This is a genomic window from Nocardia lijiangensis NBRC 108240, from assembly GCF_001613045.1.
GTDB lineage: Bacteria > Actinomycetota > Actinomycetes > Mycobacteriales > Mycobacteriaceae > Nocardia > Nocardia lijiangensis.
The window spans coordinates 18,503-42,370 of record NZ_BDBP01000013.1; the positions used below are offsets into that span (position 1 = coordinate 18,503).

Here is a 23,868-nt window from a genome sequence, read left to right on the forward strand (position 1 = left end):
CGCGAAGATCGCCGAATGCGCGAAAACGCCGACCGCGCGGGAGTGCGCGATCGGCGTTTCGGTGGCTAACGCCCGGAAATCAGTTCCAGTCGCCCAGGCCGTCGCGCGAGTTCAGCGTCCCGCCCGAGGTGTTCTGCACGATGACCGGGTCGCCCTTCTGCGCGTTCTCGAAGAACCAGCGGGCGTTCTCGGTGCTCACGTTCAGGCAGCCGTGGCTGGCGTTCGACACGCCCTGCTGACCCACCGACCACGGGGCGGCGTGCACGAAGATGCCGCTGTTGGAGAGGCGGGTGGCGTACTCGACCTCGAGCTTGTAGCCCTCGGGAGCGTCGATCGGGACGCCGTAGGTCGAGGAGTCCATGATCATCTTGCGCTGGCGCTCGCCGACGATGTAGATGCCGTTCGGGGTCTCGTACTTGGGCTTGCCCATCGAGGTCGGCATCTCCATCACCACCTCGCCGTTGCGGGTGACGGTGATGGTCTTGGTGTTGTCGTCGGCGGTGGTGATCAGCGCGTCGCCGATGCGGAACGAGCTGGTCGTGCCGCCCGCCACCACCTTCACGTCGGTGTTGTCCGGCCAGAAGTCGTACGGCCGCCAGCGCACCTGCTTGTCGCTGAACCAGTAGAAGTGGCCGGGCGCTTCCTTGGAGGAGGTGATCTTGATTGCCTTCTCGGCGGTGGCGTGATCGGTCACCGGCTCTTGGAAGGTGATGATGATCGGCTGCGCGACGCCGACCGTCTCGCCATCATCGATGTTGATGGCCGGCGGTGCGAAGTTGGCCTCCGGCGCGGGATCGGTGCTCACGGCTGCCGAGCCCGGACCGAATCCGGGAATACCCGGACCGAATCCAGGAATACCCGGACCGAATCCGGGAATACCCGGCTCGGCCTGCGCGGGAGCGACGATCATGGCACCGGCCGCCGCGATCGCCGCGGACAAGAGGACGCCCCGCCGAATCCGGCGGGCTAGCCTTCCTTCCTCGCGGAAAGTCGACAGCGACCTGTTGTTCGAAGCGGCTTGCATAGGTTTCGTCCATTCCAGCTCTCGCGCGCGCGTACGCGAGCGAGATGTCTCATCGGTTTGGTGCTCGAGCGTTCGCGAGCGATGTCGCGAGTCCATCGGGGCTGCCACGGGTACTGCCGGAGGCCTGCGAAGCGCCCCACGGGCATCTGACGGCCCGACCTCATTCATTCCTACCGTCCCGACGGGGCAGGAAGCCAGTGCCGTTATTCGGTTATTCGTCCATTCGGTCAGATGTGGCCTAGGACACATAAGCCATTGACAGTCAGTGCCTTTGGGCAAACGAGCCGGTCAGGTCGCCAAGTCCGGCGCAAGTGCGGCAACCTGCGGCCCGTCCGATTTTGTGCAAGATCAAACAAATTCGTGACGGAAATCACCCGATGACGTCGAAGGGGATCGACCGATGCGGCCCGGTCGCGATGTTGTGCGGCACCGAGAGCGGAGTCCGCCCGCGCGCGTAGCGCGGCGGCAGAGCGAGCCGGACGCGGCCGAGCAGCGTGGCGAGCACGATGCGCAGCTCGTAGTCGGCGAGGCTGGCGCCGACGCAGCGTCGATGGCCGCCGCCGTACGGCGCGAACTCGAACGGACCGTAGCGACGGTCCAGGAAGCGTTCGGGTCGGAACCGCGCGGCGTCGTCCCAGGTGTCCGGGTCGGAATGCAGCAGAGGCAGCGCGAGCCCCATCGTGTCGCCCGCGGCCACGCGGACGCCGCGCAGCGCGATGGGCTCGGTCACCCGGCGCAGCACGATCGGCACCGGCGGATGCAGCCGCAAGGTCTCCTGGCAGACGGCGTCGAGATAAGGCAACCCCGCGAGATCGGCGGGCGAATCACCCGGCTCGCGCAGCTCGGCGCGCAGGCTGCGCAGGGGTTCCGGTGTGCGGTGCAGGTGGTAGAGCGCCCAGACCAGGCTGGTCGCGGTGGTCTCGTGCCCGGCGACGAGCAGGGTGCGCAGCTGATCGCCGAGTTCGGCATCGGTGGGGGCGCTTCCGTCGTCGTATCGGGTGCTCAGCAGCAGGCCGAGGATGTCGGAGTCGTCTTGGCGCGCAGTGCTTTTGCGCTCGGCGATATCGGCTTGGAGCAGCCGGTCCAAGCGGTCGCGCGCGGCGACGAACCGATCCCACGGCGCTCGGCCGAACGCGCCGCGCCGCAGCGCGGGCACCATTAGTAGCGGGCCGGAGAAGGCGGCGAGGAACTCGGTGATCGCCGCGGTGTAGGCGGCCCGGCGCTCGCGGGCGCGCACGCCGAAGACCGCCTCCAAGATCACCCGCAGCGTGATCGAGCGTGCCGCGGCGCGCGAATCGATCCGGGTGCCGGGGCGCCACTCCCCTGGGCCTCCCTCGATCTCGTCCAGCGTCGCGGCGCGGATCAGCTCGCCGTAGGCGCGAATCCGCGCACCGTGGAAGGCGGGCGCGAGCAGCGTCCGATCACGCCGGTGCCGCACGCCCGAGGTCAGGATCAGCGAGGCCGGTCCCACCAGCGGCTCGATCGGATTCGGCCGGGGCGGTTCGAGCAGATCCGCAGGCGCGCGGAACAGCTCCCGCGCACCCGCCGGTGTTCCGGTGAACAGCACCGCGCCGAAGCCGGGGAACCGTACGTAGAACGGATCGCCCTCGCGCGCTCGCCGCCAGCGGAAATACCGCTCGAAGTCCAGCCCGGCCGCGAGCGCGTGCAAGGGGAATAGCCGCGGCGAGGCCGGGGCGGCGGTCTCGATCGCCATGCTCTTATCTACGAGTTGCCCGCGGTGGCGGTTCGACCGGACGGATCGGCACCGGACGGATCAGCGCAGCGCTGCCCAGCGCCCGAACGGCGTCGCGAGGCAGGACCTGCCGGTGGCGGCGTTCCAGGCGAAGGCCGCCGAGCCCAGGCACACCACGGTGCCCTCCTCGCTGCTGACCTGCGCGCGCGACCCTTCGAAGGCGATGGACACCGCGATGGTCCTGCCGTCCTCGGCGCCGGGATCGGTGATCGAGGTGAGGGCCAGCGCGTCGGGGCCGACGCCGATCGCGACCGGAATCCCGCCCGCGCCCTCGCTCGCGCCGACACCGCCCGCCGCGCCGATGCCGAGCGCGGTGGCTCCGAAGGTTGCGCGGGCATAACCGACACCGTCGAAACCGGCCGAACGCGCCTGCCCGAGCGTGTCGCTGGCGGCTCGGCAACCGGTGTGACCATCGATGACGGTCATATCGATGCCCTGCTCCGAATGGCATTGCACGTCGGTTGCCGATGCCAGGGCCGGGAGTGTTAACGAGGTCCCCACCGCGGCGGTCGAGCAAATGATTGCGCTGATCAGCTTCACGGTTTACCCCTTTCGCACCGTAGCGCTCACCATACCCAGAGGGTTGCTGGCGGCGCCGTGCCGAGGTATGCCCTGTGCGGTGCGTCTTCCGACTCGACTACCGAGTCGCTGATGGTGTATGCATGGCGTGATATTTGAAGCTCAGGTCGTCAACTTCGGATTCTTACGGGGGTGTGAGTTCGGAGCGTTACAGCTCGGGAGGACTGTACGTGTCTCGTCAACTGCTATCCGGTCTCGCGCTCGCGGTCGGAACCGCCGCCGCAGTATTCGCCCTGGTGGCGTGTAGCTCCACCATCAGCGGCACCGCGCAGCCAGCGGTGGACGGCGGGACCATCGACGCAGTCACCACCAGCACTCCGAAGACCTCCGTACCCAAGTCCAGCGCCAGGCCCACCTCGGGCAGGCCGACGCCGACGGGCGGCAGCACCGATTTCGAGGCTTCCATCGGTGATTGCGTCACCCTGGGCGGCACCATGAGCAACGCCACCATCTCGAAGGCCTCCTGCGGAAGCCGGGCATCGAACTACAAGGTCATCGGCAAGACCGCGACCAGCTCGGCCTGCCCGTCGGACCGCGACAACTACTACGCCGAGACCATCAACGGCGTGCAGCAGGGCGCGATCTGCCTGGACATCGACTGGGTGGTCGGCGGCTGCATGGACGTCGGCGGCGATGACCCGAAGCGGATCGACTGCACCGAGCGCGGCACCCAAGGTGTGCGGGTGACCAATATCCAGAACGGCGCCACCGACGCGAGCGCCTGCGACAGCGGCATCGGGTTCGAGTACCCCGAGCGCCGGTTCGTCGTCTGCGTCGAGGAGCTGTAAGTCCGCACTAGGTTGGACCGGTGAGCACCGCCTCGGAGCTACCCCGGCTGCATTCGGCGACCGGGCGGTGGATCCTGCTGGCGACCATCCTCGGTTCCTCGGTCGCCTCGCTGGACGCCACCGTCGTCAACATCGCGCTGCCGCGCATCGGGGAATCCCTGGACACCGACGTGGCCGGTCTGCAGTGGACACTCAACGGCTACACCCTGACGCTGGCCTCGTTCATCCTGCTCGGCGGCTCGCTCGGCGACAAGCTCGGTAGGCGCAAGGTCTTCGTCTGGGGCACCGTCGGTTTCGCGGTCGCCTCGGTGCTGTGCGGCGCGGCCGTGACCATCGAGATGCTGGTGGCGGCGCGGGTGCTGCAGGGCGTGGCGGGCGCGATGCTGACGCCGGGCAGTCTGGCGCTGATCTCCTCGTCGCTCGACGAACGCGATCAGGGTGCGGCGATCGGGCTGTGGTCCGGTTTCGGCGGGGTGGCAGGCGCGCTCGGGCCGTTCCTCGGCGGCTGGCTGATCGACTGGGTGGGCTGGCAGTCCATCTTCTTCATCAACGTGCCGCTGGCCGCGGTGGTCGTTGTCGTCGCGCTGCGTCATGTTCCGGAGAGCGTCGACCCGAACGCCGTCGCGCGGCTCGACGTCCCCGGCGCGGTGGTGGTGGCGCTGGCGCTCGGCGCGCTGACCTTCGGGCTGATCGACGCGATGCCCCTGCTCGCCGTGTCCGGCGCGCTGCTGCTCGCGCTGTTCGCGGTGATCGAGTTGCGCAGCGACCATCCGCTGGTGCCGCCCGCGCTCTTCCGGTCGCGGGTGTTCACCGCGGCCAATCTGGTGACGCTGGCCGTCTACGCGGCGCTCGGCGGCGTCTTCTTCCTGCTCGTGCTGGAGCTTCAGCTGGTGGCGGGCTACTCGCCGTTGCTGTCCGGGCTGGCCACGGTGCCGATCACACTGATCATGCTGGCGCTGTCCGCGCCTGCGGGGCGGTGGGCCCAGGTGCACGGGCCGCGCATTCCCATGACACTCGGACCGCTGCTGGCCGCCGCGGGATCGGTGCTGCTGCTACGCATCGGACCGGACGCCGGATACGTGAGCGCCGTGCTGCCCGGGGTGGTGGTCTTCGGGCTCGGTCTCGCGGTGCTCGTCGCCCCGCTCACCGGAGCCGTGCTCGGCGCGGTGCCCGCGTCCGAGGCCGGGATCGCCTCCGGCGTGAACAACGCCGTGGCCAGGACCGCCCAGCTGCTCGCGGTCGCCGCGCTGCCCGGGCTTGCGGGGATCTCCGGTTCCCTCACCGACCCGGCCGCGTTCGACGACGGGTTCGAGACCGCGATGTGGATCTGCGTCGGGCTGCTGGCGACCGGCGCGCTGATCGCCGCCGTGCTGCTGCGCGCGCCGCGCCGGGCGCCGGATCTGGCGAGCGTCGAGTGCAGGCCGCAGTGCGCGGTAGCGGGACCCGCGGTCGCGCCACGGCATCGAGTCCTCGGCGACGCATCGCGCGGCTAGGGACGAAAGAAAAGGAGCGGGCGATGTCGCCCGCTCCTTCGCAGTCTGCGTCGTGACCGATCAGATCGGCACGTAGCCCGCGCCGGGACCGCCGCGCGCGTTGAGGTCGTTCATGATCGCGCTCATGTTGGTTCCCACTTCGGGACCGAAGCAGGCGATGGCCAGGTAGGCGTTCACCATGCCGACCAGGGTCGTGCCCGCCACGACGGGAGCGCCGGAGTCACCCTCCACGACGCACATCTGGCTCCAGGTCTCGACATTGGTGCCGAACAGGTCGCCATAGGCGACGCCGCAGGTGTTGCCGGTGGTGCGGCCTTCCTTGCAGACGATCATCGGGAACTGAGCGGGTCCGCCGATGCCGGTGATGGTGACGTTGCCGATCCGGTTGACCGGGGTGATCGCGCCCGGATCGAACTGGATGACGGCGTAGTCCAGCTCCGAGTTGGAGTAGACGAAGCGACCGATCACACCCGCGCCGCGATCGGACTCGGCGTACACCTGCGCGCCCGCGTCGCCGCAGTGTCCTGCCGTGAGCCCGACCAGTCTGCCCGCGCTGTCGTGGCCCACCGTGGTCACGGTGCACTCGAACATGTTGTCGATGATGATGCCGGATCCGCCCCCGATGACCGGCGGTCCTGGCGCGGCAGCCGCAGGGCCCGCGCCCGTCCCGAGCAGCGCCGCGCCGAGGGCGACGGCGAAGACGGCGTTGGCCGCCTTGGCGAGTTTGCTGAACATGTCCCTCCAGACGTCGGAAGTCCGCACGATATCAATCTGTCGCATACATCGTGTCAGTATTCGGTCTCGGGCGCGTCTCGTACCGCCGGTGCTGCGGCGGGTGCCGCCGAATCGTAATCGCGATAGCAAGTCTCTATTACTGAGGTGTCTGGACGACACGCCCAATACGTTTCCGAGTGGAGTAGAACTCATTTTGCAGGCATTCGAAATGGCGAAAGTTTTTAGATGAACGATTTCCGCGTAATTGATCGGTGATAGGAGACGCCGCCCATATAGGAGCAGCTCAACTGTAACTAGTTCTAAAATTTTGGTGCTTAATTTTGGCGTCGACAACAAGGTGCGGGCGGTGCTCTCGTGAGGTTTCCACGACAGTGACTCATATCTATGACTGCCATCACATGATGATGGTGTGCTCTGCACTACTCCGTAGTAAGGTGCGTCAAGCAAACAAGTCGTCGGGGTGAGCAACCGGCGTCGAGAGGGGTTAGGCAGTGCAGTCGACCAAGAGTCCTCCCACGGGATCACGGCTAAGTGAAGCGGTCGATTGGACGAGGTCGTACTGGGAAGACCATCCCAAGCGCTCACTGGAGACCTTCGGCCGTCAGATCACGATGGGTATCGCCGCGGTGGCGGAACTGTTCATCGCCATCTTCCGTCGGCGGTTCCCCTTCGGTGAATTCGTGCGCCAGTGCGCCTTCATGGCGAATGTGGCCGCCGCACCCACTCTGCTCGTTGCGATTCCCATCGGCGTCATCGTCTCGATTCAGGTCGGCGCGGTCGCCGGGCAGGTCGGCGCCACGTCGTTCATCGGCGCGGCCAACGGCCTCGGCATCATCCAGCAGGGCGCCCCGCTCGTCACGTCGATCATGATCGCGGGCGCGGTCGGCTCCGCCATCTGCGCCGATCTCGGCTCGCGCACCATCCGCGAGGAGATCGACGCCATGAAGGTGATGGGCGTCGATCCGCTGCGCCGCCTCGTCGCGCCGCGCCTCGGCGCCGCGATGCTGGTCAGCGTCCTGCTCTGCGGCTTCGTCGTCTTCGTCGGCTTCCTGACCGGCTATATCTTCAACATCTTCGCCCAGGGCGGCACGCCGGGTTCGTACGTCAGTACCTTCTCGTCGTTCGCCGTGACCCGCGACCTGTTCGTCGCGCTGGTGAAGTCGCTGATCTTCGGTCTGCTCGCCGCCATCATCGCCTGCGATACCGGACTCAACACCCGCGGCGGCCCCGGCGGTGTCGCCAACTCCGTGAACTCGGCGGTGGTGAGCTCCGCGCTGATGCTCTTCGGCGTGAACCTCATCATCACGCAGGTCTACAACGCACTCTTCCCCCCACAGGTGGTCTGAGCCGGTGTCATCAACCTATGTACCGCCGCTGCTGCGGCCACTCCAGGGCCTCAAGCGTTCGGCGCAGGCGCCGGTCGATCTCGTCGCCCGGCTCGGCCATCAGGTGTTCTTCTTCCTGCGGTCCATCGGCTCCATTCCGCTGGCGCTCAAGCAGTACCCCAAGGAAGTGTGGCGGCTGCTCTCCGACGTCACCTGGGGCAACGGCAATCTCGTCGTCGGCGGCGGCACCATCGGCGTCATCGTGATCCTGAGCGCGTTCGGCGGCATGACCGTCGGCATCCAGGGCTACACCTCGCTGAACCTGCTCGGCCTCAGCCCGATCACCGGCGCGATCTCCGCGTTCGCGACCACCCGTGAACTCGGCCCGCTGCTCGCCTCACTGGCCTTCGCCGCGCAGGCGGGCTGTCGATTCACCGCGCAACTCGGCGCGATGCGTATTTCCGAGGAAATCGACGCGCTCGAGTCCGTGGCCATCCGGCCGCTGCCGTACCTGGTCAGCACCAGGATGTTCGCGGCGATCATCGCGATCGTCCCGCTGTACTGCCTCGGTCTGGCGACCGCATACCTCTCCTGCTCGCTGACCGTGCAGTTGGTCGGCGGCACCGCAAGCGGCACCTACGCGCACTACTTCTATCAGTTCCTGATACCGACCGACGTTCTGTATTCGCTGCTCAAAGCGATTATTTTCGTCGCGATCACCACCTTCATCCAGTGCTACTACGGCTTCTTCGCCTCCGGTGGCCCGGAGGGTGTCGGTGTCGCGGCGGGGCGTGCGATCAAGATGTGCATCATCCTGGTCGTCTTCGCGGACCTCTTCATGACGTTGGCGATCTGGGGGGTCAACCCCGGAATCCGGATCTCGGGGTAAGGGCCAGATGATCATCGATCCCAGTGGGCGCGGGCCCACGATGCGGCAGTTGCTGATCGCGGGCGTGTGCGGACTGATCGTCTTCGCGCTGGTGCTCGGCTTCCTCATGGCGCGCTACACCGGCTACTTCGTGCCCAAGGTGAACGTCGTCGCCAGTCTGACCACCACCGGTGACGGCCTGCCGTCGGAAGCCGACGTGAAGTTCCGCGGCGTCCTGGTCGGCGTGGTGGACGAGGTCGAGGTCGCGGCGAAGGGCGAACTGCAGAAGGTGCAGATCGAACTGAAGCCGGAGTACGCGGGCGACATCCCGTCCAACGTCACCGCGCGCGTGGTGCCGAGCAACCTGTTCGCCGTCACCTCCATCGAACTCGTCTTCAACGGGCCGGCCGACACCTACCTGAAGGAAGGGTCGGTCATCGAGGAGGACCGCAGCAAGGGCACGATCGCGCTGCAGGACACGCTGACCACGGTCCGCAACATCCTGGACAAGATCGACCCGGTGCAGTTCGGCCGCGTCGTCGGCACCCTCTCGCAGGCACTGGACGGCAGCGGCCGGATGCCGGGCTCGACCATCGAGCGGCTGGACCGCTGGGTGCTGGCCGTCGACGAGTCCATTCCGGATCTCGGCGTGCTGCTCGACGACTTCTCCGGCTCGTTCCGCGCGCTGAACCAGTCGGCGCCCGAATTGCTCGACGTGCTCGGCAGCTCGGTGCAGACCGCGAGCACCATCGCCGATCGCCGCGAGGAGCTCGTCGCGCTGATCACCGGGACCAGCGCCACGGTGGACACGGTGAACGCCCTGTTCGCCCGCAACCCCGATGTCGGCAAGCAGGTCACCGTCGGCACCGCCGACATGTTCGGCGCGCTGACGGCCGACCCCGACGCGATCACCAGGACACTGCTGAACCTGAGCGAGTCGACCAGGGCGATGAGTACCACCTTCCACTGGGGTCCGCAGCAGCAACAGGTCTGGAACGCCGGTATCACGCTGACGCCGTACACCCCGTACACCGTCGCGGACTGCCCGCACTACGGCGAGATGGCAGGTCCGAGCTGCGCCACCGCTCCCGAGGTGAACGAACTGCCGCCGCTGCCGGAGAACCTGCGGCCGCGCGCGCTGGAATCGGCCGCCGGACTGCCGCCGGTGGTGCCGACGCCCGGTCTGCCGCTGATCCCCGGCGTCACCATGCCGGACCCGGGTCGCATCGTCTCCGACCTCCAGGAGAACGCGCAGCAGCCGTTTGCTGGCACGCCACTCGAGGGACTGTTCCCGGTGCTCCCCGGTCTGCCCGGCCTGATGCCGCCTGCCCCCGCGCCCGCGGCGGCTCCGGCGGACGCCCCCGCGGCCCGGCCGATCTCCTACCAGGGTGACGCCGCGATCGAGCAGCTGCTCGGCCGCAAGCCGACCACCGCGGAGTACCTGCTGCTGAGCTCGATCCTGAAGGGCGGAACGATGCAAGTGTCGGAGAGGGGTGCTGTCCGATGAGCGAACGCAGTGAGCGAATCATGTGCCAGCGTGCAATGCACATGCCGGAGCCGAGCGCTAGCGAGGCGCAGGCATGAGCATTCGTAAGCCGCTGATCGGGTTCGGACTCTTCGCGATCGTCTCGATCCTGGTGACGGTGGTCGTCTGGAACACGCTCGCGCGCGTGGTCCCCGGCGACACCAAGACCTACTCCGCGACGTTCACCGATGTGCTCGGCCTCCGCGAAGGCGACGACGTGCGCATGGCCGGTGTCCGGGTCGGCAAGGTCGAGAAGATCGAGCTGGCTCGCGACGATCGGACCAAGGAGTCGGTCGCGAACGTGTCGTTCATCGTCGAGAGCGACCAGACCCTCTTCGACGACACCAAGGCGCTGGTCCGCTACCAGAACCTGATCGGCCAGCGCTACGTGGCGCTGGCCCCCGGCGAGGCGTCCAACCCCGCGCCGCTGAAGAACAACGCGTCGATTCCGCTGGAGCGGACCGAGCCGTCGTTCGACGTGTCGGGTCTGCTCAACGGATTCCAGCCGCTGTTCCAGGTACTGCAGCCCGAGCAGGTGAACCGCCTCTCGGAGACGTTCATCCAGGCGCTGCAGGGCGACAACGTCTCGCTGAGCTCGTTCATCGTGCAGGCCGCCCAGCTGGCCACCGATTTCCAGCGCCGCGACGCGATCCTGTCCGACGTGATCACCAACCTGTCCGGTGTGATGGCGGGCTTGGCCAAACGAGGTGATGAATTGGAGACCCTGGTGACGCAAACCCGGGCCTTGATCGGCGGACTCTACGAGCAGGGCCAGACCCTGCTGCATTCCACCGAGCAGATCGCGAGCGCCACCACGTCGCTGGTCGGCATGGTCGGCAACATCCAGCCCAAGCTGCAGGCCGCGCAGAACTCCACGAGCGCCGCACTCACGCTGCTGCTGGACAACGGCGCCAAGCTGGACCAGGCCGCGATCGACGTGCCGAACATCCTCTCGGCGGCGGGCAGGCACACCTCCGAGGGCGGCTACGCCAACGCCTACCTGTGCGGCCTCGACATCTCGCTGTACGGTGTGCTCTTCCCCCGCGGTCTGTTCTCGCAGATCGGCGGCAACGAGCACTCGGCGGTGTGCCGCCCATGATCGCGAAGATGAAGAACCGCTTCGACAGCAACCGCTACTTCTGGCTCGGCCTCATCGGCGCCGCCCTGATCGTGGTGCTGCTGATGGCCTCCGGCATCATCCGGATGCTCGGCGTCGGCGATCAGACCGTCAAGGCCGAGTTCGTGCAGGCGGCCGGTATCAAGGTCGGCGACAAGGTCAACGCCGCAGGCGTTCCGGTCGGCACGGTGACCGGCGCGAAGCTCGAGGGCGGCCACGTGCTGATCACGATGAACGTCGACGAGAACGTCGAACTCGGCCCCGACGCGCGCGCCTCGATCAAGATGGCCACCCTGCTCGGCGCCAGGTACGTCGACCTCGATCCCGGCAACGGCTCCGGACTGAAGGACGGCCGGATCCCGTTGTCCAACACCGCGGTTCCGTACAACCTGGCCGACGTGGTGCAGATCGGCACCCCGAAGTTCGAGGCGCTCGATACCGCCAAACTGGCCGAATCGCTGAACGTCATCAACCAGTCGATGGGCAGCTCGCCGGAGCTGACGGCGCAGGCGCTGGACAGCGTCGGCGCGCTGGCCAAGGTGATCGACACCCGCCGGGGCGAGGTCGACAGGCTGCTCAAAGACTTGGACCGGGTCACTCAGATCCTCGGCGACAACCGCAACAGCGTGCTGCTGGTGATCACCCAGGGCGAGGCCATCGCCAACCGGGTGATGGAGCGGCAGGACCTGCTGCGTCAGCTGCTCGACAACATCGCCGCCCTGACCAAGCAGCTGCAGGAGATCGGCGCGCAGAACGAGGGTCAGCTCGGCCCGACCATCCAGCAGCTGAACACCATGGCCGAGGGCCTGCAGAAGAACAAGGACAACCTGGATCGGCTGCTGTCGATCATGCCGCCCACGGTGCGCTACCTGGCGAACTCGTGGGGTGGCAGCGGCCCGTACGGCGACGTCGGTCTGCCGTGGCTGTTCCCGGACAACTGGTTGTGCTTCGCACAAGCCATCGAGGGGTGCCAGTGATGAAATCCGCCACCACAGGCAAAATCAAGGCCGTCGCAAAGCTTTTCGCGGTCAGCGCCGCCGCGCTGACGGTCGGCAGCTGCTCGCTGTTGCCCACCTCGGTGAACGACGCGCTCGGCGGCACCATGCACATCACCGCCGACTTCGAGAACATCGCGGGCATCTACGAGGGCAACCCGGTCACGGTGCTCGGGCTCCAGGTCGGCAAGGTCGACAAGATCGTGCCGAAGGGCACCCTCGTCGAGGTGCATCTGTCGGTCGATTCCGGGGTGAAGATCCCGAAGAACGCGGAGGCGGCGATCGTTTCGCCGTCGATCGTCACCGATCGGCACATCGAGCTCACCCCCGCCTACACCGAGGGCGAGGCGATGAGCGAAGGCACGCATCTGCCCAAGGCGCGCACCAGAACCCCGGTCGAGCTGGACACGATGATCAAGACCATCGATCAGTTCGCCGCCGCGCTCGCGCCGCAGGAGGGCACCGAAGGACTCGGCCCGCTCTCCGGCCGGGTGCTCTACCCGATGCTGGACGGCAACGGCGCGAAGATGCGGGACACCCTCAACGCCCTCTCCGGCGCGCTGAAGGTGGGTGTCGACAACAAGGACGCGATCTCCAACATCATCGTCCAGCTCAACGAGCTGACCACGATGCTGGCCGAAAACGACCAGTCCGTGCGCGATTTCAGCAACAAGGTGACCCAGATGACCGGTCTGCTCGCCGAGCAGGCGCCGGGCCTGCAGGCCACGCTCGACCAGCTCAACGACTTCCTGGCCAATACGAGCACCACGCTCGTCGATTACCAGGATCAACTGTCGGGCAGCCTGACCGGGCTGACAAACGTCACCCAGCAGCTCAGGGACAACGCCTACGGCCTCACCGAGGTCACCGACGTGGCGCCGATGGCACTGCAGAACGTCGACCGGATCGTGAACCGCGAGGGCCGCTACGTGCGCCTGCACGCCATCATCGGCACCGCGCTCAACGGCGAGATCGTCGCGCTGTTCTGCGAGCGGATCCAGATGAAGGCCGACGGGTGCCGCACCGGAAATATGCAGGACTTCGGACCCGACTACGGGCTCACCGCCGCACTGCTCGGACTGACGAAATGACGTACCGCATGACGATCAAGGCACGCAGGGCGCTCGTCGCCATCGCGGCGGTGGCCGGGGTGGGCATCACCTCCGGCTGCGGTCTCACCGTCGAGGATCTGCCGCTGCCCAAGCCGGGGCAGGCGGGCGAGACCTACACCGTGCACGCCGTGTTCGAGAACGCGCTGAACCTGCCCGACCAGGCGAAGGTGAAGATCGGCGGTTCGGATGTCGGTGTGGTCACCGACATCAAGACCAAGAACTTCCAGGCGGTCGTCGACCTGAGCATCCGCAGCGACATCGAGCTGCCCAAGGGCAGCACCGCCGAGCTGCGCCAGGCCACCCCGCTCGGTGACGTGTTCGTCGCGCTGTCCAAGCCGAAGGTCGAACCGGGCGCGCCGATGATGCACGACGGCGACACCCTCACCCTCGAGCAGACCTCGGCGGGCGCCACCGTCGAACAGCTGCTCATCTCGGTGTCCATGCTGTTCAACGGCGGTGGCATCGCCTCGCTCACCAAGCTGACCTCGGAACTGGATTCCATCGTCGGCGGGCGCGGGCCGCAGGTCGCGCACCTGATCACCGAATTGACCGGCGTGGTCGGCAGTTTGAACGACAACACCGCCCGGGTCGACGCGGTGCTGAACCAGTTCGGCACGCTGGCGAACACGCTCGAATCGCGGCGCTCGGAGCTGGGTCAGGTGGCCGACACGCTGCCCCAGATGATCGGCGCCATCGCCGAGAACAACCGGGCCATCGGCGAACTGCTGACCAAGGTGTCGGTCGCCAGCGCCGCGCTCGGCGATTACGCCGACACCACCGGCGATCAGCTGGGTGACCTGCTGGTCAATACGCAGGCGCTGATGGACGCGCTCTCGCGAACGGGCGACGACTTCGGCCTCCTGATGGACCGTCTGCACGAGATCCGCCCCAAGGTGGACGCCACCTTCCGCGGCCGCAGCTTCGCCGTCTACGCCACCGCCACCAACCTCGATCTCAGCGCACTGACCGACCCGCAGCACGGCAGGCTCCCGAATCTGGAGGACCTGCAGGACTTCGCGGGCAGCCTGATCCAGGTGCTGCAACTCGTGCAGCAGCGGGTGGAAGGCGGCCACCGATGAGCGCGCTGTCGAAGATCTGGACGAACAAGCTGATCCTCTCGGCGATCGGCCTGGTGCTCGTGCTGCTCGTCGGCGCGTCGTACCTGCTGGTGAGCGTCATGCGGATCAACCCGCTCCGGTCGAGTTACACCGTGACGGTGAACCTGGACCGCTCCGGCGGTCTGCAGCCGGGCAACGACGTGACACTGCGCGGCTACCGCGTCGGCAAGGTCTCCTCGATCGAGCTGACCGATCGCGGGCAGGCCATCGCGGCCAAGGCCGAGATCGACAGCCGGTACAAGATCCCGGTCGACACCGACGTGGCGGTGCAGGCGCTGTCCGCCGCCGGTGAGCAGTACATCGACTTCCGTCCCGGCACCGAGGACGGCCCGTTCCTCGCCGACGGCGCGGTGGTCCAGTTCGATCCGGAGACGGTCAAGACGCCGACCCCGGTGTGGTCGGTGCTGGACAACACCAGCGAGCTGATCGCGCAGGTCGATCCGGACAAGTTCAGCGTCATCCTCGCCGAGCTGGACATCGCGCTCAGCGGCGGTCCGGATCAGCTGCGCGGCCTGGTCAACGGCATCAGCCTGGCCACGTCGGGTCTGGATTCGCTGCTGCCGCAGACGACCAGCCTGATCACCAACCTGCGGACCATCGCCGACACCACGTCGCAGGCGCAGCCGGATCTCGCCACCCTCACCGCCAACTCCGGGGAGCTGTTCGCGCAGTTCAACGCGGCCAACGCGGAGCTGCAGAGCGTCCTGGACTCGGGCCCGGGGCAGCTGCAGAGCTTGGGCGCGGTGCTGGACAAGACGTCGGATCCGATCACCAGCCTCGCCACCAACTTCGTCGCCACCACCAAGGCCGCGCAGCTGCGCCTGCCCGCGCTGCGGGCGCTGTTCCCCTCGCTCGCGGTGGGCGTCGAGGCGCTCGGCATCCCGGCGCACGACGGCGAGTTCCACGCGATCATCGACATCTGGCCGCGGCCGTACTGCACGTACAACACCCCGCAGATCCGCAACGAGGTGGTGCAGGACGGCTCCATCCCGAAGTGGAACTACTGCGTGAATCCGCCTCCGGGCCAGCAGATCCGCGGTGCGGCGAACGCCCCGCGGCCGGATGTGCCGAACAACGGCGCCCAGATGCCGCCGGGCGTGGATCCGAACGAGCGGACCCTCCCCCCGGTGCGGTGAGTGTGCCCGGCATACTCGCTGGTAGAACGCGTACGGTTCGCCCATGCGGACCGGCCAGCCGATACGGTGCGTCCGCGCGCCGGGAAAGTGCAGGATTTATCGATGTCCACCGACGACGCCGACACCAATAAAGACGCCGAGACCACGAAGAACGTCGAGCCCGCCGAGAAAAGCGCAGAAAGCGCCGCCGCGGCCGAGAAGAGCGACGCGGAGACGGCCAAGCTTGACCTGGGGAAGGCGGGCGAGAAGCAGAGCGAACCGAAGCCGAAGCCTGCTCCCGCGGCGGCCCAGGACCGGTCGAATCTGCTGCCGGTGATCGCGGCATTCGTGGCGGGCATCCTGCTCGTCGCGGCCGTCACCGCGGTGGTGGTCTTCTATCTGCAGGCCCAGAAGAAGTCCGACGAACTGGAGGCCGTCAACAACGCCACGCGCGCGGCCTGCGATTTCGGTCGCGACGTCTCGGTCTACGACTACTCCAAGGACCTGGAGGGCTACTTCACGAAGGTCAAGGAGGGCTCCACCGGCGAGTTCCTGAAGGAATTCGACGACGCGACCAAGGCGCTCACCGACGCCATGGTGCAGGCGCAGGTCAAGTCCTGGGCCGACGACGTGCAGTGCGGGTACCAGGGCGGTGACACCAGCGAGGCCAAGGTGCTCGTGACGCTGACCCAGTTCCGCACCAATTTCACCCAGCAGCAGCCGGATCGGCAGTTCGTGGTGATCGTCGCGGATCTGGAGAACGAGGGCGGCAAGTGGAAGGTGAGCAAGCTCGACTCGCCGATGCTGAAGGGCCAGGGCTCCGGCCTGCCCGGTGGCGCTCCCGCGCCTGCTCCCGCACCGGCGCCGCAGCCCGGCAACTGATCGTTCGATAGTTCCCGAAAGCGCCCCCGGCGGTGGGCCCAGTCACCACCGCCGGAGGTCTTTCGGGCGGTCCTGCTTGCGGTCGCGGAGCTGATCAGAACAGGGTCAAGGTCTGAGGAGCCGCCGCGACCGCCTTCCCCGAGGCCCGCGGCCCGGTGGTCTGTTGCGGTGCAGAGTTTTTCGCCACGGTCTTCTTGGTGAGCGGAACCGTGCTCTCGGTTGCGCTCACGGCGGTCAGTTCGGGGGTTTCGCCTTCGGCGGCGGCCGAAGCAGCGGCCTTCCGGGCCGCCTCACCGGCCAGCGTGTCCGCCATCTCGTTGAAATAGTTGCCGACATGGCCACGCACCCAACGGAATCGAACCGGGCCCGGTCTGCTCGCGATGGCACGGTCGATCTGCTTGATGACCTCCACGTTCTTGACCGCACCGCCGGTGGAGGTACGCCAGCCGTTCAGCCGCCAGCTCGAGATCCATTCCGACGCGCACTTGATCGCGTAGAGCGAATCGCTTTCTATCAGAAGGGGTTCGGCACCAGGGTGCGCGTCGATGGCTTCCAGTATCGCGCGTAGCTCGGCGATCTGATTCGTCCCGGTAGCGGCTCCCCCGCTGCGCGAAGTGCCCCCCTGATGATTGACCCAAGCCCAGCCGATAGCGCCGCCGGGGTTTCGGAGGCAGGATCCGTCGGTGCTCACGATGATCATGGGTGGCACCCTACGCAATCCGACCGACAAGATCGGTACCGTGGAATTCCTCTATCTCCCTTCGCAATTGGGACTCGGTACGACGTAGCGCCGATCGCACGGCACTGTCGACCAAGCGTGCGCACATGCGACCGAGGACGCCGCGAGGTGCAGCGTACTCCGCTTCGGAGGTCAGCACCGACCGTCCATAGCCGAGCGGATCGAATCGCAGCGTCAGGGTCCCCGACAGCCGCCCACGCAGCGTATACCCGATCACCACATTGCGGCGATATTGGGTGATCTCGCAGGGAATCGTGGGGTGCCACAGTCCGAGTCGTGCCGTGGTCGCGAAATGGGCGCCCAGACCTTGGTCCAGGTCGCCGGTCGGTTCGAAGGAGGCGACGCCGAACATCCAGTCCGGCACGAACAGGTGGTTGTCCGTGTACGTGAACGCCACTTCTACCGGTGCACCGACGTCACTCGCGTACTTGATGTGGCCCATAGGCCCTCCCTGATCCACGGCTGCGGACAAAAGTACTACAACTCTCCTCTTTATTCGAGGGGTTGGGAGGAATTCAGGGGAGCAGCCTTTCCAGATTTGCGACCGGCCGGTTGCTTGGTCGATTCAGATTCGATCGACGATGTACTCCGCGATCGGCATGGCCGAAGTCGCCGCGGGCGAGGGCGCGTTGAGGACGTGCACCGAGCGTGCGGTGCGTTCGATCATGAAGTCGTGCACCAGGGTTCCGTCGCGCAGCACGGCTTGGGCGCGGATGCCCGCAGGCCGCGGGCGCAGGTCGGCCGCGGTGAGTTCCGGGCAGTAGCGGCGGCATTCGGCCAGGTACCCGCGCTTGAACAGAGAATTGCGCAGTTCGCGCAGCCCGGTCTCGAGGTGCGCGCGGGCGACCCGGTGCATACCGGGAAAGCCGATGATTTCCTTGGCGTCGCGCAGATCGATGCTGCCTTTGCGGTAGCCCTCCCGCGCCAAGCCGAGCACCGCGTTCGGGCCGACGGTGAGTTCGCCGTCGATGGTCGGGCTCAGGTGCACGCCGAGGAACGGCAGCTTCGGGTCGGGCACCGGATAGATCAGCGTGCGCACCAAGCCTGCGCGCTCCGGCGGCAGCCGGTAGTACTCGCCGCGGAACGGAACGATGCGAAAGTCGATCGGCAAGCCCGCAAGCCGCGCCATCCGATCGGCCTGCAGGCCTGCGCAGACCACGAGGGTGCGCGCCGTCCATGCGCCGGCCGGACCGGAGACCGTCACCGCCGTATCGCTCTCCTCGATCGCGGTGATCTCGGCGCCGAGCACGATCTCGCCGCCCGCCGCGCGAACCTGCTCGGCCAGCGCCGCGGTGATCTTCCGATAGTCGACGATGCCGGTGCCCGGCACGAACAGCGCACCGACGCCGGTGATCCGCGGCTCACGCCGGACCAGTTCGGCGGCATCGAGCAGCTCGACCTCCACCCCGTTGGTGACCGACCGGTCGTACAGCGCAAGCATCCGCTCGTACTCCGCGGCATCGGTGGCCACCAGCAGTTTTCCGCACACTTCGTACGGAATCCCGTGCACCGCAGCGAAATCCTTCGTCCACTGCGCCCCCCGCCGGCACAACTCGGCCTTCAGGCTCCCCGGCTCGTAATAGATCCCGGAATGAATCACCCCGCTGTTGTGCCCCGTCTGATGCACCCCCAGCCCCCCGGCCTTCTCCACCAACACCAGCCGAGCCCCCGGATACCGCTCCACCAGCCGCCGAGCCGTCGCCACCCCGACGATCCCGCCCCCGACCACGCAAAAGTCGTACACGCCACCCGACAGTACTTCCCTGTCGCCGCGGCGCGCGCTATGGACCGGTGCGGCGACGAAGATATCCGGGCTCGAGCCCGGTGATTCGGGTCAGATGGTGAGGGTGGAGGTGGGGTCTTGGCCGGTGGGGGCGTCCGGGGTGGTGGGCTTGCTGTCGGACGGGGTGGGGTGGGGATGGATGTGGATCGTGTGTTCGCCGAGGTTGGCGTCGGAGAAGATGAGGGCGATTTCGCCGGTGTGGGTGTCGAATTCGGTGCGGAGCTGGGTGATTCCGGCCGGGTCGAGGTCGATGCCGAGGTGGTCGCGGACGGGTTCGGACAGCACGAGGCCGGTGAGGGCCGACAAGGCGTTGGTGTCCACGGTGAATGCGACGGTGTTGGTGCGGACCGGGGTGACTTGTGCGCCGACATAGGCGGTGCCGAGGCCCAATCGGCCGCCGAGTTCGGTGGTCCGCGACGGGGCGTCGGCCGGATCCGATTGCGGCACAATGATTCCGGCCGGGAAGACGGCGGCCTGGTAGGTCGGCGGCAGCGTGTGCGACTCGCCGGTCAGCACCGTGTCGGCGGTCCTGGGGCCGGGGCGCGGCGTGAAGGGTTCGACGATGGGCGCGGCAGGCGGCGGTGCGGCTTGTGCCGCGTCGGAGCGCTGGGCGTCGGCCATCTGGTTCACGATGTACGCGCCGGAGACGACGGTGAGGCTGAGGCTGGCCGCTGCGGCCAGCACGATCGCGGTATGACGCACGATCTGAGCAGGTTTGTGTGCCGTCACGATGCGTTCCTTTCCCTCCGCCCCGACTCCCCTCGCGTCGTCGGCCCGCATCGTTGAAAGCCGAACGCATGTCCAGGTTACGGGCCCGTACGATCGGGTGCCGCATTCGTGCGAGCAGGATCACAATGGGCGACGTTACCGATGTTTCCACCCGCTGAAGAAGGGGTAAAAAGCCGGTAGCTGGCGAGCGTCATTCTCGACTGCCACTCTTAGACACCCGGCCAACGGCGTCCGGCCGTCGACGCGAACGGCGCACCCAAGTATGGCGCTCGCCCGCTCCCGAGCTTTCGGATCGGGTCGGGTGGAAGCCCGGTCGGACGGTGTCCGGCCGGGCTGCTCGCCATTCAGGGCTGTTTCAGGCGAACTGTCCCGCGGCTCGTCCCTCCCCGGACGGTCCCGCGAAGGCCTGGGCGATCGTCAACCACTCCTGCGCATCCGCACCGACGGCGCGTACCGCCAGGTCTTCGGGGTGCCTGCGCTGCGTGACGAGCAGGCAGAAGTCCAGCGCGGGCCCGGTCACCCGCTGCGCCGCGTGCTGCGGCCCCCAGGTCCAGATCGTGCCATCGGGCGCGGTCAGTTCGACGCCGAATTCCTCGGCGGGAGCCGCCTTGCCCTGGACCGAGTAGGCGAAATTCCTGGTCCGCACACCGAGGTGAGCCACGCTGCGCAGCCGCGCGGTCGGCTCGCGGGTCACGCCAAGCGCGTCGGCCACGTCTTGACCGTGCGCCCAGGTCTCCATGAGCCGGGCGGTGATCATCGAGGCCGGACTCATGGGCGGGCCGAACCAAGGCAGCTTGGTGCCCGCGGGCACCGCGCGCAGCGCCTCGATCAGCGTCTTGCGCCCGGCGCGCCAGCGCTCGAGCAGTTCGGCGGGCGGCATGGCGGCGGCTTCCTCGGCCGCCTCGTCGACGAAGGTCAGCACCCTCGGCGCGGCCGCGGCCACCTGCTTGGCGAACTCCTCGGCGTCCGACGCCGAGATAGTCGCGATCTCGTCGGTCCAGGTCAGGTGCCCGATCTGATGGGCGATGCTCCAGCCGGGCGCGGGCGTCGGCAGGGTCCAGTCCGCCAGCGGGGCGACCAGTCGTTCCAGGTCCGCGCATTCGTCGGCGAAATCGCCGAGCAGCGCCTCGAGGTCAGCCATGAGTTCCCTTGCCGATCGCGGGCACACCGCCGCGTGTGCCAGGTGTGACCCAGCATCGCAGCGAGCCAGAAAAAATGCAAGCATGCGTGCTTGTATTTCTGGAAGGCCGTCACCAACCGAAAATCAGCAGGTGGGCCGCGCCGACGGCCAATCCGAGCACCGCGCCGTGCAGGTACAGCAGCCAGGCGTCCTGCTCCACCGAGGCATAGAACATCTCCATGAACTCGCCCGGGCTGAGCTGCTGGAGCTTGCGCGCAGCGAACTCGTCGATCTTCTTCGCCTGCTCGCGCGCGAACTCCTCGTCCTCGACCATGCTCGGCGCCAATGCCACCGCTGCGCCTGCCGCGCCGACCTTCAGGTTGTCGAACTGCCGCCTGCCGAACGCGGCGCGCACCATCGAATGCGTCGGCCCGAGCTGACGGTGAATCTCCTCGGAGATCAGGTGCTCGATCAGCTGACGGGTCTTGTCGCCGTTCGGCCCCTCCAGCAGCTCCGCGGACAGGTTGGGCAGGGTGAGCACCTGGTAGGCCAGGATGCGCGCGAGGTCGGTGGCGGCCTGCGGCTGACGCTTGGCAAGCAGAGCTTGGCGCCACAGGTACTTGTACCGCGGCTGCGGATCGCCCGGCTCGAAGACCATCTTCACCGCGATGACGTTCACGATCACGCCGATCGCCGCCGCGCTGAGCAGCACGATCACCCAGGCGGGCACCCAGCCGAGCACCGGAATGCTGTCGTGCACATGCAGATACAGCGCCATCAGCAGGCCGAACGGCGCGCCGAGCAGGCCGATGCGGACCATGAACCGCAGCTCGGGGGCCGCGATCGTGGTGGTGAGGTCTTTGAGGATGTACGGGTTCTCGCGCAGGTAGCGGATGACGAAGCTCTTGATATCGATGAGCTGATCGATGTTGTCGCCGAGGGAGTCGAAGGCCCGGCGGCAAAGCTTCGGCAGCTGCCGGTCGACCCGCTGGTAGATGACCTGCCGCATCTGTCGCGGCACCGAGCGCCACAGGTCCGGGTTCTCCCGGTACATCACTTCGTCGACGAGCGGCTGCACCTGCGTGCGCGCCAGTTCGGCGATGTAGTCGGCGATGCCGTGCAGATCGAGTTCGTGAATGAAGTCCTTGGGGCTGCCGATCCGCATCAGCGCCTTGTCGACGCAGATACTGGCCATCTTCTCCGCGCGCGCCGGAATGAAACCTTGGAAGCCGAGCCTGCGGCCGTCACCGGAAAACGTCGGCAGCACCTGCACCCGCCGCGGCAGGTACGGGTACAGCACCTGCAGGCCCGGCACGTGGAAACCGCGGAACTGTACCGGCCAGAAGAGCATCAGCACGCCGGTCCAGTTGGTCAGCCAGCCCGCGAGGGCGCTGAAGATCGGGAAAGTGACCAGGTCGACCACGAACTTCGTCTGGCCGGTGAGCTCTTCCCAGTCGATGAACACCCCGGACGCGAGAGTGGTCATCCTGGGATCCCCCTAGTGCCGTGAGCTGTAGAGGCCCCCACATTCTCATTGTGTTCGCGAGGGTGTCAACGCGGGGGCGGGCACTGTCACAGACGGCCGCACCGAACCGGCATCGTGCGATTGGGCTGGTCGGTGCCCGGCTGATCGGCCCGGCGAGCTACTCGGCGGACGCTCGAGTTTCGCGGGGCCTGAGCAGGTTCTCGACGAGGGTGTCCACCAGTCCGCGCGGGATCTTCGACCCGGTCAGGGCGCAGTAGACGATCGGGCCGACAAGAGCGTCGATCGCGGCGATGGGGTCGAGGCTTGGCGAGATCTCGCCCGCGTCGATTGCGCGCGTGAGCATGTCGCGTTCCTGGTCACGGCGTGGACCGAGATAGCGCGTGTGAAAGCTTTCGGCTGTTCCGGGATCGTGCTGCGCCTCGGCGATGAGCGCGAGCAGGACCTTGCCCGCGGGGTCGTGGGTGAGGAATCGCGCGAAGCGGCGTAGGTAGCCGCGGATGCTTTCTGCCGTGGGCTCTTCCGCCGGGACGGAAAGGCGCTTGTTGCTGTCTTCGATGAGCGTGTCGAGCAGGATCTCGACCTTCGAGGGCCACCAGCGGTAGATCGTCTGCTTGGCGACGCCGGCGCGACGCGCGATCGCCTCGATGGTGAGAGCCCCGAATCCGTGCTCGACCAGCAGATCGTCTGCGGCATGAAGCACAGCCAGACGCGCAGCCTCGTCGCGCCGAGGGCCGGAGTGCGCCCTGCGGGGCTGGGAGTTCGCGGCAGGCATGCGAGACACCATACCCATCGGCGGTGCCGGGATGTAGTCTAGTCGCAACGTCTCGTCTAGGCTAAGAATCACCACGTAGGAGTGAATGTGTCCGCCACATCCGGTCGTCAAGCGCTCATCATCGGTGCCTCTCGCGGGCTGGGGCTCGTCCTCGCCAACGAGCTCGCTCGACGCGGCTGGCGAGTCATCGCCACGACGCGCCGCAGCGGCGGCCGGCTACAGGCGGATGCCGATGCCTCGCACGGACGGCTGGAGGTCGAATCGCTGGAGATGACAAGCTCGGTCCAGCTGGCCGAGCTGTCCGAGCGCCTGGCCGACCGTCGGTTCGATCTGCTCTTCGTCAACGCTGCGATCGACCGAGGCGATCTGCCAATCGGCGAGGTATCGACCGACATGTTCAGCGAGGTGATGATCACCAACGCGTTGAGCCCGCTGCGCACCCTCGAGGCCCTCCGCGGACTCGTCGCGCCCGGCGGGACCGTCGCGGTCATGTCCTCCGAGCAGGGCAGCATCTCGCGAAACACCGAGCACGGCTTCGAGCTCTACAAGGCCAGCAAGGCCGCGCTCAACCAGCTGATGCGCAGTTATGCCACCCGCTATGTCGACGACGGGCAGACCAAGCTGCTCATCGACCCCGGCCACAATCAGACCCAGCTCGGCGGACCCGACGCGCCTCTCACACCCCGCGAGAGCATCCCTGCCGTCGCCGACGTCCTCGAAGCGCAGGCAGGCGCCCCCGGCCTGCAGTTCCTGGATCGCCACGGCGAGACCGTCCCGTGGTAGGGCGCACTTCTTCGCCCTGAGCGAACG

Annotated in this window: 23 protein-coding genes; 12 read left to right on the forward strand and 11 right to left on the reverse strand. The window is 67.3% G+C overall.

Features of this window, described 5'->3' with window-relative positions; translation table 11 throughout:
* Positions 1-79: 79 nt before the first annotated feature.
* The 3 genes from NL1_RS05085 to NL1_RS05095 all read right to left on the reverse strand — a co-directional run bounded on the left by NL1_RS05085 (position 80) and on the right by NL1_RS05095 (position 3,317).
* Positions 80-1,024, reverse strand: a complete 945-nt coding sequence (locus NL1_RS05085; protein WP_067834819.1) for a L,D-transpeptidase — start codon at positions 1,022-1,024, stop codon at positions 80-82.
* Positions 1,025-1,394: 370 nt separating this feature from the next.
* Positions 1,395-2,738, reverse strand: a complete 1,344-nt coding sequence (locus tag NL1_RS05090; protein WP_067834821.1) for a cytochrome P450 — start codon at positions 2,736-2,738, stop codon at positions 1,395-1,397.
* Between the two features lie 60 nt (positions 2,739-2,798).
* Entirely contained in the window at positions 2,799-3,317 is a 519-nt protein-coding gene (locus tag NL1_RS05095; protein WP_067834823.1) for a DUF6764 family protein, read from the reverse strand.
* Positions 3,318-3,526: 209 nt separating this feature from the next.
* On the opposite strand from NL1_RS05095, the gene lppU reads away from it, so the two are divergent.
* Complete coding sequence (lppU, locus tag NL1_RS05100) at positions 3,527-4,144, forward strand: LppU family putative lipoprotein (RefSeq protein ID WP_156094666.1); 618 nt, start codon at positions 3,527-3,529, stop codon at positions 4,142-4,144.
* A 20-nt stretch (positions 4,145-4,164) separates the two neighbouring features.
* Positions 4,165-5,637 (forward strand): MFS transporter, encoded by a 1,473-nt coding sequence (locus NL1_RS05105; protein ID WP_067834827.1) that lies wholly within the window; start codon positions 4,165-4,167, stop codon positions 5,635-5,637.
* 60 nt (positions 5,638-5,697) lie between these two features.
* Here the strand turns inward: NL1_RS05105 and NL1_RS05110 are convergent, their stop codons facing one another.
* The gene (locus NL1_RS05110; protein WP_067834828.1) at positions 5,698-6,372 is read right to left on the reverse strand and encodes a S1 family peptidase; all 675 of its coding nucleotides are present in this window, start codon (positions 6,370-6,372) and stop codon (positions 5,698-5,700) included.
* A gap of 491 nt (positions 6,373-6,863) precedes the next feature.
* On the opposite strand from NL1_RS05110, the gene NL1_RS05115 reads away from it, so the two are divergent.
* The 9 genes from NL1_RS05115 to NL1_RS05155 all read left to right on the forward strand — a co-directional run bounded on the left by NL1_RS05115 (position 6,864) and on the right by NL1_RS05155 (position 16,429).
* Positions 6,864-7,718, forward strand: a complete 855-nt coding sequence (locus NL1_RS05115; RefSeq protein ID WP_067834830.1) for an MlaE family ABC transporter permease — start codon at positions 6,864-6,866, stop codon at positions 7,716-7,718.
* 4 nt (positions 7,719-7,722) lie between these two features.
* Positions 7,723-8,586, forward strand: coding sequence for an MlaE family ABC transporter permease (locus NL1_RS05120; RefSeq protein WP_067834832.1), 864 nt, complete (start codon positions 7,723-7,725; stop codon positions 8,584-8,586).
* Positions 8,587-8,593: 7 nt separating this feature from the next.
* Positions 8,594-10,072 carry an MCE family protein gene (locus NL1_RS05125; RefSeq protein ID WP_067834833.1) on the forward strand — a complete coding sequence of 493 codons (1,479 nt, stop codon included), beginning with the start codon at positions 8,594-8,596 and terminating at the stop codon, positions 10,070-10,072.
* 73 nt (positions 10,073-10,145) lie between these two features.
* Positions 10,146-11,189 (forward strand): MCE family protein, encoded by a 1,044-nt coding sequence (locus tag NL1_RS05130; protein ID WP_067834835.1) that lies wholly within the window; start codon positions 10,146-10,148, stop codon positions 11,187-11,189.
* Entirely contained in the window at positions 11,186-12,184 is a 999-nt protein-coding gene (locus NL1_RS05135) for an MCE family protein (protein ID WP_067834837.1), read from the forward strand. The genes NL1_RS05130 and NL1_RS05135 overlap by 4 nt, the downstream gene beginning before the upstream one ends.
* A complete protein-coding gene (locus NL1_RS05140; RefSeq protein ID WP_067834839.1) occupies positions 12,184-13,293 on the forward strand; it encodes an MlaD family protein in 1,110 nt (369 codons plus the stop codon). The genes NL1_RS05135 and NL1_RS05140 overlap by 1 nt, the downstream gene beginning before the upstream one ends.
* An 8-nt stretch (positions 13,294-13,301) precedes the next feature.
* On the forward strand, positions 13,302-14,393 hold the full coding sequence (locus NL1_RS05145) for an MCE family protein (RefSeq protein ID WP_067835043.1): 1,092 nt from the start codon (positions 13,302-13,304) through the stop codon (positions 14,391-14,393).
* Positions 14,390-15,568, forward strand: coding sequence for an MlaD family protein (locus tag NL1_RS05150; RefSeq protein WP_067834841.1), 1,179 nt, complete (start codon positions 14,390-14,392; stop codon positions 15,566-15,568). Before NL1_RS05145 ends, NL1_RS05150 begins: the two co-directional genes overlap by 4 nt.
* Before the next feature lie 102 nt (positions 15,569-15,670).
* Entirely contained in the window at positions 15,671-16,429 is a 759-nt protein-coding gene (locus NL1_RS05155; RefSeq protein WP_084510322.1) for a hypothetical protein, read from the forward strand.
* Positions 16,430-16,523: 94 nt separating this feature from the next.
* Here the strand turns inward: NL1_RS05155 and NL1_RS05160 are convergent, their stop codons facing one another.
* The 7 genes from NL1_RS05160 to NL1_RS05190 all read right to left on the reverse strand — a co-directional run bounded on the left by NL1_RS05160 (position 16,524) and on the right by NL1_RS05190 (position 23,169).
* On the reverse strand, positions 16,524-17,129 hold the full coding sequence (locus tag NL1_RS05160; RefSeq protein ID WP_067834843.1) for a ribonuclease H family protein: 606 nt from the start codon (positions 17,127-17,129) through the stop codon (positions 16,524-16,526).
* Positions 17,130-17,139: 10 nt separating this feature from the next.
* Entirely contained in the window at positions 17,140-17,610 is a 471-nt protein-coding gene (locus tag NL1_RS05165; protein ID WP_067834845.1) for an SRPBCC family protein, read from the reverse strand.
* Positions 17,611-17,733: 123 nt separating this feature from the next.
* Positions 17,734-18,912 (reverse strand): L-2-hydroxyglutarate dehydrogenase, encoded by a 1,179-nt coding sequence (gene lhgD / locus NL1_RS05170; protein WP_067834847.1) that lies wholly within the window; start codon positions 18,910-18,912, stop codon positions 17,734-17,736.
* A 90-nt stretch (positions 18,913-19,002) separates the two neighbouring features.
* On the reverse strand, positions 19,003-19,680 hold the full coding sequence (locus NL1_RS05175; RefSeq protein WP_156094668.1) for a hypothetical protein: 678 nt from the start codon (positions 19,678-19,680) through the stop codon (positions 19,003-19,005).
* Positions 19,681-20,035: 355 nt separating this feature from the next.
* Positions 20,036-20,821, reverse strand: a complete 786-nt coding sequence (locus NL1_RS05180) for a TIGR03084 family metal-binding protein (protein WP_067834851.1) — start codon at positions 20,819-20,821, stop codon at positions 20,036-20,038.
* Between the two features lie 109 nt (positions 20,822-20,930).
* A complete protein-coding gene (locus NL1_RS05185) occupies positions 20,931-22,286 on the reverse strand; it encodes a DUF445 domain-containing protein (protein ID WP_067834852.1) in 1,356 nt (451 codons plus the stop codon).
* Positions 22,287-22,443: 157 nt separating this feature from the next.
* The gene (locus NL1_RS05190; protein ID WP_245673097.1) at positions 22,444-23,169 is read right to left on the reverse strand and encodes a TetR/AcrR family transcriptional regulator; all 726 of its coding nucleotides are present in this window, start codon (positions 23,167-23,169) and stop codon (positions 22,444-22,446) included.
* Between NL1_RS05190 and NL1_RS05195 the strand changes: the two genes are divergently transcribed.
* On the forward strand, positions 23,146-23,841 hold the full coding sequence (locus NL1_RS05195) for an SDR family NAD(P)-dependent oxidoreductase (RefSeq protein ID WP_156094669.1): 696 nt from the start codon (positions 23,146-23,148) through the stop codon (positions 23,839-23,841). The genes NL1_RS05190 and NL1_RS05195 overlap by 24 nt on opposite strands.
* Positions 23,842-23,868 lie beyond the last annotated feature (27 nt).

Bases quoted from the DNA above. Each gene is read 5' to 3' on its own strand.
- NL1_RS05085 (WP_067834819.1), bottom strand. From the start codon at position 1,024: ATGCAAGCCGCTTCGAACAACAGGTCGCTGTCGACTTTCCGCGAGGAA.
- NL1_RS05090 (WP_067834821.1), bottom strand. From the start codon at position 2,738: ATGGCGATCGAGACCGCCGCCCCGGCCTCGCCGCGGCTATTCCCCTTG.
- NL1_RS05110 (WP_067834828.1), bottom strand. From the start codon at position 6,372: ATGTTCAGCAAACTCGCCAAGGCGGCCAACGCCGTCTTCGCCGTCGCC.
- NL1_RS05125 (WP_067834833.1), top strand. From the start codon at position 8,594: ATGATCATCGATCCCAGTGGGCGCGGGCCCACGATGCGGCAGTTGCTG.
- NL1_RS05130 (WP_067834835.1), top strand. From the start codon at position 10,146: ATGAGCATTCGTAAGCCGCTGATCGGGTTCGGACTCTTCGCGATCGTC.
- NL1_RS05135 (WP_067834837.1), top strand. From the start codon at position 11,186: ATGATCGCGAAGATGAAGAACCGCTTCGACAGCAACCGCTACTTCTGG.
- NL1_RS05140 (WP_067834839.1), top strand. From the start codon at position 12,184: ATGAAATCCGCCACCACAGGCAAAATCAAGGCCGTCGCAAAGCTTTTC.
- NL1_RS05145 (WP_067835043.1), top strand. From the start codon at position 13,302: ATGACGATCAAGGCACGCAGGGCGCTCGTCGCCATCGCGGCGGTGGCC.
- NL1_RS05150 (WP_067834841.1), top strand. From the start codon at position 14,390: ATGAGCGCGCTGTCGAAGATCTGGACGAACAAGCTGATCCTCTCGGCG.
- NL1_RS05155 (WP_084510322.1), top strand. From the start codon at position 15,671: ATGTCCACCGACGACGCCGACACCAATAAAGACGCCGAGACCACGAAG.
- NL1_RS05160 (WP_067834843.1), bottom strand. From the start codon at position 17,129: ATGATCATCGTGAGCACCGACGGATCCTGCCTCCGAAACCCCGGCGGC.
- NL1_RS05165 (WP_067834845.1), bottom strand. From the start codon at position 17,610: ATGGGCCACATCAAGTACGCGAGTGACGTCGGTGCACCGGTAGAAGTG.
- NL1_RS05180 (WP_067834851.1), bottom strand. From the start codon at position 20,821: ATGGCTGACCTCGAGGCGCTGCTCGGCGATTTCGCCGACGAATGCGCG.
- NL1_RS05185 (WP_067834852.1), bottom strand. From the start codon at position 22,286: ATGACCACTCTCGCGTCCGGGGTGTTCATCGACTGGGAAGAGCTCACC.